The sequence below is a fragment of the Pseudonocardia zijingensis genome (assembly GCF_042657305.1).
In the GTDB taxonomy this organism is placed as follows: Bacteria; Actinomycetota; Actinomycetes; order Mycobacteriales; family Pseudonocardiaceae; genus Pseudonocardia; species Pseudonocardia zijingensis.
In genome coordinates, this window is sequence record NZ_JBHSKO010000016.1 from 94,614 (window position 1) to 107,184 (window position 12,571).

The 12,571-nt window shown below is 73.9% G+C and carries 16 protein-coding genes and 1 riboswitch; of the genes, 10 read left to right on the plus strand and 6 right to left on the minus strand.

What is annotated here, in order from left to right; genetic code table 11:
* Positions 1 to 8: 8 nt before the first annotated feature.
* Complete coding sequence (locus tag ACFPL3_RS26980) at positions 9 to 1,211, plus strand: FAD-dependent monooxygenase (RefSeq protein WP_343938140.1); 1,203 nt, start codon at positions 9 to 11, stop codon at positions 1,209 to 1,211.
* On the opposite strand, the gene ACFPL3_RS26985 is transcribed toward ACFPL3_RS26980, so the two are convergent.
* Positions 1,191 to 1,784: a TetR/AcrR family transcriptional regulator gene (locus ACFPL3_RS26985; RefSeq protein ID WP_343938138.1), complete on the minus strand. Its 594-nt coding sequence runs from the start codon at positions 1,782 to 1,784 to the stop codon at positions 1,191 to 1,193. The genes ACFPL3_RS26980 and ACFPL3_RS26985 overlap by 21 nt on opposite strands.
* 82 nt (positions 1,785 to 1,866) lie before the next feature.
* On the opposite strand from ACFPL3_RS26985, the gene ACFPL3_RS26990 reads away from it, so the two are divergent.
* The 3 genes from ACFPL3_RS26990 (at position 1,867) to ACFPL3_RS27000 (ending at position 4,266) form a co-directional block, all read left to right on the plus strand.
* Positions 1,867 to 2,637, plus strand: coding sequence for an oxidoreductase (locus tag ACFPL3_RS26990; RefSeq protein ID WP_343938136.1), 771 nt, complete (start codon positions 1,867 to 1,869; stop codon positions 2,635 to 2,637).
* A 28-nt stretch (positions 2,638 to 2,665) separates the two neighbouring features.
* Positions 2,666 to 3,034, plus strand: a complete 369-nt coding sequence (locus ACFPL3_RS26995; protein ID WP_343938134.1) for a VOC family protein — start codon at positions 2,666 to 2,668, stop codon at positions 3,032 to 3,034.
* A 62-nt stretch (positions 3,035 to 3,096) separates the two neighbouring features.
* A complete protein-coding gene (locus ACFPL3_RS27000; protein ID WP_343938132.1) occupies positions 3,097 to 4,266 on the plus strand; it encodes a tyrosine-type recombinase/integrase in 1,170 nt (389 codons plus the stop codon).
* Positions 4,267 to 4,271: 5 nt separating this feature from the next.
* Here the strand turns inward: ACFPL3_RS27000 and ACFPL3_RS27005 are convergent, their stop codons facing one another.
* Entirely contained in the window at positions 4,272 to 4,478 is a 207-nt protein-coding gene (locus ACFPL3_RS27005; RefSeq protein WP_343938131.1) for a hypothetical protein, read from the minus strand.
* A gap of 146 nt (positions 4,479 to 4,624) precedes the next feature.
* Between ACFPL3_RS27005 and ACFPL3_RS27010 the strand changes: the two genes are divergently transcribed.
* Genes ACFPL3_RS27010 through ACFPL3_RS27025 form a run of 4 tightly spaced genes read left to right on the plus strand, consistent with a single transcriptional unit; the run spans position 4,625 to position 7,037 of the window.
* Entirely contained in the window at positions 4,625 to 5,446 is an 822-nt protein-coding gene (locus tag ACFPL3_RS27010) for a helix-turn-helix domain-containing protein (protein ID WP_343938129.1), read from the plus strand.
* A gap of 20 nt (positions 5,447 to 5,466) precedes the next feature.
* Positions 5,467 to 5,676, plus strand: a complete 210-nt coding sequence (locus ACFPL3_RS27015; RefSeq protein WP_343938127.1) for a DUF397 domain-containing protein — start codon at positions 5,467 to 5,469, stop codon at positions 5,674 to 5,676.
* A gap of 4 nt (positions 5,677 to 5,680) precedes the next feature.
* Positions 5,681 to 6,034, plus strand: coding sequence for a VOC family protein (locus ACFPL3_RS27020; RefSeq protein WP_343938125.1), 354 nt, complete (start codon positions 5,681 to 5,683; stop codon positions 6,032 to 6,034).
* A gap of 43 nt (positions 6,035 to 6,077) precedes the next feature.
* Complete coding sequence (locus ACFPL3_RS27025; protein ID WP_343938123.1) at positions 6,078 to 7,037, plus strand: LLM class F420-dependent oxidoreductase; 960 nt, start codon at positions 6,078 to 6,080, stop codon at positions 7,035 to 7,037.
* A 10-nt stretch (positions 7,038 to 7,047) separates the two neighbouring features.
* On the opposite strand, the gene ACFPL3_RS27030 is transcribed toward ACFPL3_RS27025, so the two are convergent.
* Positions 7,048 to 7,698, minus strand: a complete 651-nt coding sequence (locus tag ACFPL3_RS27030; protein WP_343938121.1) for an NADPH-dependent F420 reductase — start codon at positions 7,696 to 7,698, stop codon at positions 7,048 to 7,050.
* Between the two features lie 185 nt (positions 7,699 to 7,883).
* Here ACFPL3_RS27030 and ACFPL3_RS27035 point away from each other — a divergent pair, with 185 nt between their 5' ends.
* Both ACFPL3_RS27035 and ACFPL3_RS27040 read left to right on the plus strand, forming a co-directional pair.
* Entirely contained in the window at positions 7,884 to 8,354 is a 471-nt protein-coding gene (locus ACFPL3_RS27035) for a winged helix-turn-helix transcriptional regulator (protein WP_343938119.1), read from the plus strand.
* 69 nt (positions 8,355 to 8,423) lie between these two features.
* A riboswitch (ZMP/ZTP riboswitch) is annotated at positions 8,424 to 8,509 on the plus strand.
* A gap of 21 nt (positions 8,510 to 8,530) precedes the next feature.
* The gene (locus ACFPL3_RS27040) at positions 8,531 to 9,949 is read left to right on the plus strand and encodes a glycine hydroxymethyltransferase (protein ID WP_343938117.1); all 1,419 of its coding nucleotides are present in this window, start codon (positions 8,531 to 8,533) and stop codon (positions 9,947 to 9,949) included.
* A gap of 17 nt (positions 9,950 to 9,966) precedes the next feature.
* Here ACFPL3_RS27040 and ACFPL3_RS27045 read toward each other — a convergent pair whose 3' ends face one another.
* Genes ACFPL3_RS27045 through fabG form a run of 3 tightly spaced genes read right to left on the minus strand, consistent with a single transcriptional unit; the run spans position 9,967 to position 12,536 of the window.
* Positions 9,967 to 11,010, minus strand: a complete 1,044-nt coding sequence (locus tag ACFPL3_RS27045; RefSeq protein ID WP_343938115.1) for a ferrochelatase — start codon at positions 11,008 to 11,010, stop codon at positions 9,967 to 9,969.
* 7 nt (positions 11,011 to 11,017) lie between these two features.
* Entirely contained in the window at positions 11,018 to 11,794 is a 777-nt protein-coding gene (gene fabI / locus ACFPL3_RS27050) for an enoyl-ACP reductase FabI (protein WP_343938113.1), read from the minus strand.
* 31 nt (positions 11,795 to 11,825) lie between these two features.
* Positions 11,826 to 12,536, minus strand: a complete 711-nt coding sequence (fabG, locus tag ACFPL3_RS27055; RefSeq protein ID WP_343938111.1) for a 3-oxoacyl-ACP reductase FabG — start codon at positions 12,534 to 12,536, stop codon at positions 11,826 to 11,828.
* Between the last annotated feature and the right edge of the window lie 35 nt (positions 12,537 to 12,571).

Consider the following 12,571-nt stretch of genomic DNA (forward strand, 5'->3'; position numbering starts at 1 on the left):
GGAGTGCTGTGAGCGGGATCAGGGTGTTGGTGGCGGGGGCGAGCATCGCGGGGCCCGCGCTGGCCCACTGGCTGCACCGGTGGGGTGCCGAGGTCACCGTGGTGGAGCGGGCACCCGGGCTGCGCCCCGGCGGGCAGGCGGTGGACGCGCGCGGGGTGGCCAAGGAGGTCATCCGCCTGATGGGGCTGGATGCGGCGGTGCGGGCGGCCCGCACCGACACCGCGGGCGCGCACACCGTGGATGCGGACGGCGCCGTGCTGGAGACGTTCCGCGCCGACGACGACGGCGGCGACGGGTACATCGCGGAGATCGAGATCCTGCGCGGGGATCTGGCCCGGGTGCTCCACGAGCACACCCGCGACCACGTCGAGTACGTCTTCAGCGACCGGATCGCCGAGCTCACCCAGGACGCCGACGGGGTCGACGTCATCTTCGCCGGGGGCGGCAGGCGACGGTTCGACCTGGTGGTCGGGGCGGACGGGCTGCACTCGGGCCTGCGCGCCACGGTCTTCGGACCGCACGAGCGGTTCATCCGCCACCTGGGGCTCGTCCTGGCCTTCTACAGCGTGCCCAACGAGTTCGGGCTCGACCGCTGGATGCTCCAGTACAACGACGCCGGTCGCACCGCCCTCCTACGCCCCATCCAGGACGCGACCCGGGCGATGGCGATGTTTTCGTTCCCCGCAGCCGAGTTCGCCGTTGACCACCGCGACGTCACGGACCAGAAGCGCCTGCTCCGCGAGCGGATGGCCGGGTTCGGCTGGCTGACCCCGCGGATCCTCGCGCACCTGGACGACACCCCGGACTTCTACTTCGACCAGGTCGCGCAGGTCGTGATGGACCGCTGGTCACGCGGCCGGGTCGCGCTGCTCGGGGACGCGGCGTTCAGCGCGTCGCCGATGTCCGGTGGCGGCACCGGGCTGGCCTTGGTCGGCGCCTACCTGCTGGCCGGGGAGCTGGCCACCGCCGGGTGGGATCCGGAGGCCGGGTTCGCGGGCTACGAGGCGCGGATGCGCCCGTTCGTCGCGGCCAACCAGGAGATCGGCCGGATGCACGTGGAGAGCCTGCAGGCCACCGAGCCTGTCGAACCGGACATGGACGCGCTCATGGAGCTGGTGGAGCGGGCGATCAACGGCGTGGAGCTGCCCGACTATGCGGGGCGGGCCCCGGAAGGGGCAGGAAAGCCACATTCAGGGCCTGTGCGGCCCTGAATGTGGCTTTCCTGAACTCGCCACCGCGCCCGCCGCGCCGTAGCGCAACCCGTCGTAGAGGATCGCGACGATCCGCACCGCGTCGTCCTCCCAGCCCTCGGCGCGCATGCCGCAGATGCCGCCGAGGGCGCGCAGGACGATGCGTCCACTGACGTCCCCGCGGACGAGGCCTGCGGCGACGCCCGCGGCGAGCAGGTCGTCGAGGGCGCGGGCCATCTCGTCACGCGCGTCGTCGAACACGGGCGAGTCGGTGGCCATGATGCTCTCCAGCGCCTCTCCCATCCCCCGGCCCACGGCGGCGTGCTCCACGAGCAGCAGCAGGAAGGAGCGCAGGGCCTCGTCCGGGGCGTGCTGCGCGAGCAGCCGCTCGCGGGCGGCGCAGAGATCGGCGACCTCCTGCCGGTATACCTCCGCCACCAGTGCTTCGCGGGTGTCGAAGTGCCGGTAGAGGGTGCCGACGGCGACGCCGGCTCGGCGGGCGATCTCCTCCACGTGGGCGTCGTCGTCGGAGAGGAACGCCTCCCGCGCCGCGACCAGCAGTGCTTCGCGGTTGCGGCGGGCATCGGCGCGCACCGGACCTCCTAAGGTGAGTCTGGTTCAGGTTGTGTGTATCGTTTCCGGAGTCAGACTCACTTTACTGGAGGAGGCGGTCCCGATGACCGTGGACGACGGACTCGACGGACTGCGCGTCCTGGTGACCGGTGGCAGCCGGGGGCTGGGCGAGGCGACGGCGCGCCGCTTCGCCGCGGCCGGAGCCACCGTGCTGACCGCCTCCCGGACCGCTCCCCCGCGCGACCTGCCCGCCACCTTCATTCCCGCCGACCTGCGCTCGGCGCAGGGTGCGGCGGAACTCGGGCGCCGCGTGCTGGACGCCGTCGGGGGCGTGGACATCCTGGTGAACAACGCCGGAGCCGCGACCGGACCGGCCCCTACCCTGGAGCGCTCCGACGACTCGTGGCTCGCCGACCTGGAGATGAACCTGCTCGGCGCGGTCCGCCTCGACCGGGCCCTCGTCCCGGGGATGGTCGAGCGCGGCTCCGGTGTGGTCGTCCACGTCTCCTCCATCGCCAGCCACCTCCCCCAGCCCGGTGAGGCGTCGTACGCCGCGGCGAAGGCGGCGCTCAACGCCTACAGCCGCGAGCTCGCGACGGCGGTCGGGGTGTACGGCGTGCGCGTGGTGTGCGTCCTGCCCGGCTTCGTCGTCACGGAGGGCGCGGCCGCCCACCTCCAGCAGATGGCCGAGGACCAGGGCGTCGGCGTCGACGACGTCGAGCAGGAGCTCCTGGACCACCTCAACGTGCCGATGCGGCGCCCCGGGCGACCCGAGGACGTCGCGGAGATGATCGCGTTCCTCGCCTCCGGCCGGGCGAAGTGGCTCACGGGAGCCCAGTACCGGGTCGACGGCGGCATCATCCCCGCGATCTGAGCGCCGAGGACGGATGGGGAGGGACATCATGAACATCAGCCTGACGTCGCTGGTCGTGGACGCCGCGGACATCGAGACCGAGAGCTCGTTCTGGCACCTGGTGCTCGGCGGCTCGGTCACGAAGACGGCGACGCACCACTTCCTGCAGGTCGACGGCTTCCCCGTGATCGTGATCCAACACGCGGCGGAGCACGTGCCGCCGCAGTGGCCCGACGGCGGTTCCCAGCAGATGCACGTCGACCTCTCCACCGACGACGTGGCGACCGGGGAGACGCGGGTGATCGCCGCCGGCGGCCGACGGCTGCGGCCGACGGCTGACGTCGCCGCCTCCACCTGGGAAGGCGCCCGGGTGTACGCCAGCCCCGCCGGGCATCCTTTCTGCCTCCGCCCGGCCTGACCGCGCCCACGCTGATCACCGCGTAGGGTCGCCCCGTCGGCCGGTGACGCGGAAGGGATGCCATGACCCAAGACGCGCTCGCCGTCCTCGAGTCGCTCGACCGGGCCCGGCCGCCCGCCGTGCGCGGCGACGAGTCGGAGTGGCCGGGGGTCGCCGATCCGGACGTCCTGCGGGCCCAGCTGCTCGACTGGCTCTCCCAGTACGCCAACGCCGGCACGCGGCGCACCTACGCCTACGCGCTCGGGCTCCCGGTGGGGTGGGTCGACCCGGTGGACGCACCGCGGCGCCCCGGCCCACCCGCCGCCGCGCCGGGGCCGCTGCACGACCTGGCCTGGTTCCGCTGGTGCGCGCGCCGTGCGCTCGACCCGCGCGCCGCCACGGCCGGGCACGTCAAGGCCTGGCTGCACGCGCTGGACGCGGCAGGTGCCCAGCGCCGCACCCGGCAGCGGATGCTCTCCACCCTCTCCGCCCTCTACGGCCATCTCGCCGAGACCGGCGTCGTGCCCGCCAACCCGGCCGCGCTCAACCGGGCCAGGCTCGGCCTGTCCTCCAGCGCCCGCGACGCCTCCCCCACCGTGCGGCTCACCCCCGAGCAGCTCAAGGCCCTCCTCATCGCCGCCGCCCGCCTGCCGTACTCGCGCAGCCCCCGGCTCGCCCGGCTCTACGCGCTGCGCGCCGTGGCCGTCGTGGCCCTCCTGACCAGCGGCCTGCGGATCTCCGAGCTCGTCGGCCTCGACCGCGACGACCTCGTCCGCACCGGCGGCGACGACGTCCTGCGCGTGCTCGGCAAGGGTGGGCTGCACCGCGAGGTGTACGTCACCGACCTCGTGCGCGAGGCCCTCACGGCCTACCTCGCCGAGCGCGACCGCCTCACGGGCACCAACGTGCCCGCCCGGAGGGGCCGCACCGCGCACGGCGCGAGCCCGATGATCGCCACGCGGGACGGCGGCCGCTGCTCCCGCGTGGACCTCTACACCCTGCTGCGCCGCATCGCCGCCCACGCCGGACCCGCGCTCGACGGCGTCGCCGACCGCGTGCACCCGCACGCCCTGCGCCACGCCTACGTCACGATCGCACTGGAGCAGGACGCCCGAATCCAGCACGTTCAGGCGGACGTCGGGCACGCCACGATCGCCACCACCCAGCACTACGACCGCGGCCGCCGCACCCGCGACACCACCGCCGCCGACCTGGTGGCCGCGGCCATCGCCGCAGCCCCCGACCCGCAGTAGCCGGGTCAGCGGCAGACCAGGGCGAGCGCGCACGGCCAGTGCGGCGCCGACCGCGTCTGGCTCGCGCACCCGCGGCACCGGCCCTCCGCGTCGGGGACGTGCGCGGCGCGCAGCCGCTCGCGCACCAGCGGCCAGCCGGTGATGATCTCGGCGGCCTCGCCGAGGAGGCGGAAACTGCGCTGGTCGGGGTCACGGGGCGCCGCGGCGGTCATGACGCCGAGGGTCGCCGGGGTGGTCCCGTGATCGGGACCGCCCTCGCGGGAAGCAGGAGAGCGGGATTCCCGCTCCCGCGTTCCCGTGTGCCACTATCCGTGATCAAGCCGGAGCGGGGGGTCACGTGGGGCGGCACGAGGGGTCGATGGTCCGCCGGCGGGTGCTGGCCCGGCAACTGAGGCAGCTGCGCGAGGACGCCGGGCTCACCCTCGAACAGGCGGCGCCGAAGCTCGACTTCTCGGTCAGCAAGCTGTCCCGGATCGAGAACGCGCAGATCCTCATCGACGTCCACTGGGTGCGGGGCATGCTCGACCTGTACGACGTGGGCGGCAATCGGTGGACGGAGCTGATCGAGCTCGCGCGGGAGGCCAACCAGCCCGGCTGGTGGCGCGCCTACGGGCTGGGCAACAACAGCTACATTGCCTTCGAGACCGAGGCGCGCCGGGTGTACGACTTCACGCCGCTGTACGTGCCCGGGCTGATGCAGACCGCCGAATACGCCCGAGCATTGATGGTCGCGGTCCCGGTCGCGCGCACACCCGAGCAGCTCGACAAGGAAGTCGCAGCTCGAATGCATCGGCAGCACCGGTTGACCTCGATGGAGGAACCACTGGAACTGGTCGCCGTGGTCGATGAGTCGGTGCTCCGCCGCCCGGTCGGCGGTGATGAGGTTCTGCGCGCGCAGCTGTGGCACATAGCGGAGCTCGCGGAGCTGGAGTCGGTGGAGTTGCACGTGCTGCCGGACGGAGTGGGCGCGCACGCCGCGCTGGTCTCGGGATTCATCATCCTGCAGTTCGGGGAACTCGGTGAGCCGGACATGGCCTACGTCGAGCACGCGCTCGGCGCGCTCACGCTCGACAAGGAGCGCGAGGTCGCGCGGGCTAGGCTCACGTTCGAGCGTGTGCTGTCCGCCGCGCTCGACCCGGCCGAGTCACTGGCGCTCGTCAAGAGGCTCGGGCGGAGGTGAGCCGTCCGAAGGAGAAGGCCGTGCGTGACAACGAGCTCCGCTGGTTCACCAGCAGCTTCAGCGGCGGCAACGGCGGGGGCTGCGTCGAGGTTGCCTTCCGAGGGAGCGAGGTCGCGGTGCGCGACACCAAAGATCGCGCCCGGCAGCCCCACCGCTACCCGGCCACCAGCTGGACCGAGTTCCTCGCCGGCGTGCGGGCCGGCGAGTTCGACCGCGCCGACCGGGGATGACCCGATGATCCGGCACGTCGCGACCGTGGCCGTCTACGTCACCGACCAGGACGAGGCCCTGCGGTTCTGGACGGAGAAGGTCGGCTTCGAGCTGCGCACCGAGCGGAGCATGGGCGACGCCCGCTGGCTCGAGGTGGCCCCGCCCGGCGCGGCGTCGGCGCTGGTGCTCTACCCGAAGGCGATGATGCGGGAGCCGCTGCAGCCGGGGATCGTGTTCGAGGTCGACGACATCGAGGGCACCTGCGCCCGCCTCACGGAGGCCGGCGTGCCGTTCGCCAAGCCGCTGCGCGAGATGCTGTGGGGCAGGTTCGCGTCGTTCCTCGACCCGGAGGGCACCGAGTTCGGCCTGCGAGAGTGAACCAACTGGAACACTCGCCGATCTCGCGGCGTTGCCCGCCGGTATGGAGATCACCGTCGTCATCGCGTCCCGGCCCGAGGTCCCGCCCGATGAGGAACTGCGCACGGCCGTGGTGGCCGACCGGCTCGGCTACCGCGACCTCTGGGTCGGCGAGGGGTTCGTCTGGGACGCGTTCGCGCTGGCCACCGCCGCGGGCCTGAAGACGCGGCAGATCGAGCTCACGGTCGGCCCGATCCCGGTGTCGGTGCGCGACCCGGCCTCGATCGCGCGTGCCGCGGCGTCGACCGCCGCGCTCGTCGGCAGGCCGGTCGGCGTGGCCCTCGGGACGTCGAGCCTGCGCGTGGTCGAGCGGATGCACGGCCGGTCCCGCCGCCGGGCCGTCACCACCATGGCCGAGAGCGCCCAGGCGCTGCGGGCCTTGTTCGCCGGGCAGGTGGCCGACTTCGCGGGCGAGACCGTCTCGACGCACGACTACCGGCTGCGACTCGACCCGCCCGGCGGCCCGATCACCCTGGCCGCGTTCGGCGACCGGGCGATCGAGGTGGCCGCGCGGCACGCGGACCGGATGGTGCTGGACCTCGTCTCCCCCGAGCTCGCCCGCCACTACCGGGGCAAGCTCGACGCCGCCGCAGAGCGGGTGGGCCGCCCGGCGCCCCGGCTCGCGGCCTGGATCCCGGCGGCCGTGGACCCGACCCCGGAGGCGCGCGTCCAGGTGCTGCGCAGCGTGCTCGGCTACCTGTCGGTCGCCGGGTACCAGGAGATGTTCGTGGCCGCGGGGCTCGGCGACGCCGTGCGGAGGTCGCAGGAGGGCGCAGACGTCGACGAGTTGGTCGGCGCCGTGCCGCCGTCGGCCGTGGAGCGGCTCGGCCTGGTCGGCGACGCCGCCTCCGTGCGCGAGCGGCTCGACGCCTACGCCGAGGCCGGTCTCGACGAGGTCGTGCTCGTGCCCGCCACCGCGGGCGACCCCGGCGGCGAACGCACCCTCATCGCCCTCGCTCCCTGACCCCGGACGATCACGCGTGCGGCACGGCCGTGGCGGGGTCGAACCCGGCGAACGCGAGCGCGATGACGAAGCCCGCGGCCTCCTCGAGCTGCCGGGCCCGCTGCAGCGGCCCCACCACGGCCGGCACGCCGCCGACGTCGCGCACGAGCTCGCCCGTGACGCGCAGGGCCTCCGCGTCGTCGCCGCAGATCGCGACGGTGACCGGGTCGGCACCGGGCGGGCGGGTCCAGGCCGCGGCCGGGAACAGGTGGAACGCCTTCACCACCCGCGCGCCGGGCGCCAGCGCGGCCACCCGCTGCGCCGCCGATTCGTCCGGTCCGGTGAGCAGGGCGCCGACGCCGTGCTCGACCGCGTTGGTGGGGTCGATCAGCGCGGTGCCGGCCAGCACACCCCGGTCCGCGCCCGCGGCGCGCAGGACGTCCTCCACGCCCGACCACAGCACCGCGAGGAGCACCGCGTCGCACCCTTCCCCCACCTCGGGGAGCGGTACCGCGCGCGTGTCGCCGCCCAGCCGGTCCGCCAGAGCGCGCGCCTTGTCCGGGGACCGCCCGCCGACGACCACCTCGTGGCCCGCACGCAGCCAGCCCGTGCCCAGCGCCTCCGCCAGCGTCCCCGTGCCGAGGATCCCGATCCGCTTCGCCCGTGTCTTCTCGTCGATCATGCGGGCGACGGTAGGCAGTCCGATGCGCACCGATCGGTGCGTGCGCCGCGGGTGCCGGCCGGGCCGGGCCGCCCCGTGCGCCAGCAAGGTGGCTTTGCTGGCGCATTACGCCAGTAAGGCCACCTTGCTGGCATAAGGGAGCCGCCGCGCGGGCCGGCACCCGGAGGCCTGGGGAGGATGGGGCCATGAGCGAGTGCGAGGAGCTGGTCGCCGACTGCCGGCTGCGGGCGGCCTTCGACCTGTTCGTCCACACCTGGGACCCCGTCGTGCTGGCCGCGCTGCGCGCGGGACCGCGCCGCCGCCAAGCCCTGCGCACCGCGATCGGCGGCATCAGCGACAAGGTGCTCACCGAGACGCTGCACCGGCTGGTGGCCAACGGTCTGGTCGGCAGGCAGGCCCACGCGCAGGCCCCGCCCCGCGTCGAGTACCGGCTCACCGCGCTCGGGGAGAGCCTCGTCGAGGGCCCGATGGCGGCGCTCGCCCAGTGGACGATCACGCACGGCGACGACCTGCTCGCCGCGCAGGAGCAGGCGGCGGACACCAGCACGCGCCACCCGGCAGATCGTTCCGAGATCGCGCCCATCGCCCCCGTGCGGTCGCACAGCCGCACCTCGGAACGATCGATCGTCACGAGGTCGTCGCGTTCGCCCCGGTGAGGGCGCGTCGCCCGAAGTCGGAACGATCATGGCTCGCGCCCGGGGCCGGCAGGCCGCCCTGCTACCGTGGACCCGGGCCGTGACTGGCGCGCTGGGATGGGATCGACCATCGGGGAGCGGCCCCGTCGTGAGTGCCGTGCGCCTGGGCCGTCCACCTCGAACCCGGAGGTCCGGCCATGCCCACCGCCCCGCACGCCGACACCGCCTTCCGCGCGGGCCTCGACGCCGTCCGCGCCGTCGAGCCGCGCATCGCCGAGCTGATCGGCCAGGAGCTCACGGCGCAGCGCGAGTCGCTCAAGCTCATCGCCAGCGAGAACTACGCCTCCCCCGCCACGTTGCTCGCCATGGGCAACTGGCTCAGCGACAAGTACGCCGAAGGCACCGTGGGGCGCCGCTTCTACGCCGGCTGCCAGCAGGTCGACGGGGTCGAGGCGATCGCCGCCGAGCACGCGCGGGAGCTGTTCGGCGCCGACCACGCCTACGTGCAGCCCCACTCCGGGATCGACGCCAACCTCGTGGCGTTCTGGGCGGTGCTGGCCCAGCGGGTGGAGGCCCCGGCGCTGCGGCGCCTCGAGGCCCGCCACGTCAACGACCTCGGTGAGGCCGACTGGGAGGCGCTGCGCCAGGAGCTGGGCGGGCAGCGGATGCTCGGCATGTCGCTCGACGCGGGCGGCCACCTCACCCACGGCTTCCGGCCCAACATCTCGGGCAAGATGTTCCACCAGCGCAGCTACGGCACCGACCCGGCCACCGGCCTGCTCGACTACGCGGCCCTGCGCGAGACGGCGCGGGAGTTCCGCCCGCTGATCATCGTCGGCGGCTACTCGGCCTACCCGCGCCGCGTCGACTTCGCGAAGCTGCGGGAGATCGCCGACGAGGTCGGCGCCACCCTGCTCGTCGACATGGCGCACTTCGCCGGGCTCGTCGCCGGCAAGGTCTTCACCGGCGACTTCGACCCGGTGCCGCACGCGCAGATCGTCACCACCACCACGCACAAGTCGCTGCGCGGCCCCCGCGGCGGCATGGTGCTGTGCGACGACTCGCTCGCCGAGCACGTCGACCGCGGCTGCCCGATGGTGCTGGGCGGGCCGCTGCCGCACGTCATGGCGGCCAAGGCGGTGGCGCTCGCCGAGGCCCGCACCCCGGCGTTCGCCGGCTACGCCCAGCGGGTGGTGGACAACGCCCGGGCCCTCGCCGACGGCCTGCTGCGCCGCGGCGCCCGGCTCGTCACGGGCGGCACCGACAACCACATCGTGCTGGTGGACGTCTCCGCGCACGGCCTCACCGGCAGGCAGGCCGAGGCCGCCCTGCTCGACGCCGGCATCGTCACCAACCGCAACGCCGTGCCGCAGGATCCCAACGGTGCCTGGTACACCTCGGGGATCCGGCTCGGCACGCCCGCGCTCACCACCCGCGGCCTGGGCACCGACGAGATGGACGAGATCGCCGAGTTGATCACCACGGTGCTCACGAGCACCGACCCCGGCGCCTCCAAGGCCCGCTACACCCTCGACGCCGACGTGGTCGCGAAGGTGGCGGGGCGGGCGTCCGACCTGCTCGGCGCCCACCCGCTCTACCCCGAGATCACCCTCTGAGACCCACCCTCAGGGGCTCACTCGGGGCGGACCGGCCGGCGCGCGGGCACGCAGCAGTCCACGGCGCACGGTGCGCCGTTCGCCGTGGCGCAGCCGGCCGGCACCCCGCCCAGCGCACGCGGGGCGGCGTCGTGGGTGTGCTCGGCCACGAGCTCGGCCACCATGTCGGCGAACCGCGGGTCCGGCCCGGCCGTCGCCGCCCGGGCGAAGCCCATCCCCAGCTCCTCGGCGCGCTCGCGGGCCTCCGTGTCGAGGTCCCAGATCACCTCGACGTGGTCGGACACGAAGCCGATCGGCGACACCACCACCGCGGGCACGCCGCGGGCGTGCAGGGCGTCGATGTGGTCGACGATGTCCGGCTCCAGCCAGGGCACCTGCGGCGGCCCCGACCGCGACTGCCACACCACGTCGTGTTCCGGCTCGCCCAGCTCGGCGGCCACCAGCCGGGCGGCCTCCGCGATCTGCCGGGAGTACCGGTGCCCGCCCTCCTCGGGCGGGCCGGCCGCGGCATCGGCGGCGGTGGGCACCGAGTGGGCCGTGAACACCAGCCGCGCGACGTCGCGCACCTCGGCGGGCAGCGTGGCCCGGGCCGCGCGCACGGCGTCGGCGTTGGCGGCGACGGACAGCGGGTGGTCGAAGAAGTGGCGCAGCTTCACCAGCTCCGGCGCGCCCTCCCCCACCGCCTTGCGCGCGCGGGCGATGTCCTCGTGGTACTGCCGGCAGGCCGAGTAACCGCCGTAGGCGCTGGTGGCGAACACGAGCGCGCGGCGCACCCCGTCGCGGGCCATCTCCGCGACCGTGTCCTCCACCATCGGGTGCCAGTTGCGGTTGCCGAAGTACACCGGTAGCTCGATGCGCTCCCGCACCGCCGCGATGATCTCCCGGTTGCGCGCGTTGAGCGGGCTGACGCCACCGAAGTGCTGGTAGTGCTCCTCGACGGCGTCCAGCCGCTCGGGCGGCACCCCACGGCCGCGCACGACGTTCTCGAGGAAGGGGCGCACGTCGGCGGGGCCCTCCGGGCCGCCGAACGACAGCACCAGCAGGGCGTCGAACTCTGTCACGCAGGCATTAGACACCCACGGCGTGGAAGCCGCCGTCGGCCCACACCATCGAGCCCGTGGTGGCCGGCATCCAGTCCGAGAGCATCGCGCAGACGGTCTTGGCCACCGGCAGCGGGTCGTTGACGTCCCAGCCGAGCGGGGCCCGGCCGTCCCACGCGTCCTCGAACGCGGCGAAGCCGGGGATCGACTTGGCGGCCATCGTGCGCACCGGGCCCGCGGCGCACAGGTTCACCCGGATGCCCTGGGGCCCGAGGTCGCGCGCCAGGTACCGGGTGACCGACTCCAGCGTGGACTTCGCGACGCCCATCCAGTCGTAGGCCGGCCAGGCCTGCCGGTTGTCGAAATCCATCCCGACGATCGAGCTGCCCGGGCCGAGCAGCGGCAGCAGCGCCGTGGACAGCGACTTGAACGAGTAGGCGCTCACCTGGATCGTCTGCGCGACGTCCTCCCACGGCGCGCCCATGAAGGCACCCTCACCCAGGCACGAGGCCGGCGCGAAGCCGATCGAGTGCAGCACCCCGTCCAGCCCGGGGTTGTCACCGAGGTGCGGCGAGACCCGCTCGACGAGGGTGTCCAGGTGCTCCTGGTTGGCCACGTCCAGCTCGACGACGGGCGCGGGCTGGGGCAGCCGCTGCGCGATCCGCTCCACCAGCCGCAGCCGGCCGAACCCGGTGAGCACCACCTGCGCACCCTGCTCCTGCGCCACCCGCGCCACGTGGAAGGCCAGCGACGCGTCGGTGATCACACCGGTGATGAGCAGGCGTTTGCCGTCGAGCAGTCCCATGGAAGCCTCTCGTGAAGGGGTGGAGGGAAGATCAGTGGCCCATGCCGAGGCCGCCGTCGACCGGGATGACCGCACCGGTGACGTACCCGGCGCCGTCGGAGCCCAGCCACGTGACCGCCGAGGCGATCTCGTCGGCGTCGGCGTAGCGGCCGAGCGGGACCTGACCGAGGATCTCCGCGCGGCGCGCGTCGGGCAGGGCGCGGGTCATGTCGGTGTCGACGAACCCGGGCGCCACGACGTTCGCCGTGATGCCACGCGACCCCAGCTCGCGCGCGACCGAACGGGCGAGACCGACGAGCCCGGCCTTGGACGCCGCGTAGTTCACCTGGCCCGCCGAGCCGGTGAGACCCACCACGCTGGAGATGAAGATCATCCGGCCCGACTTGGCCCGCAGCATGCCGCGCGACGCGCGCTTCGCCACCCGGTAGGCGGCGGTGAGGTTGGCGTCGATCACCTTCGTGAACGACTCCTCGCTCATCCGCATGAGCAGCGTGTCGTCGTTCATCCCGGCGTTCGACACGAGCACCTGCACCGGGCCGTGCTTCTCCTCCACCTCGGTGAAGGCGGCGTCGACCGCGGCGGCGTCGGTGACGTCGCACTGCACCGGGAGGAGCTCGCCCGGCAGCCCCTCCGCGCCGCTTCGATGGGTCACGGCCACCTGGTCGCCCTGTGCCGCGAACGCCTTCGCGATCGCGAGCCCGATCCCCCGGTTGCCTCCGGTCACCAGCACGCTGCGTCCCACGCGCCCACCCTATGGGGCCCGGCCGTCCGCGAGCG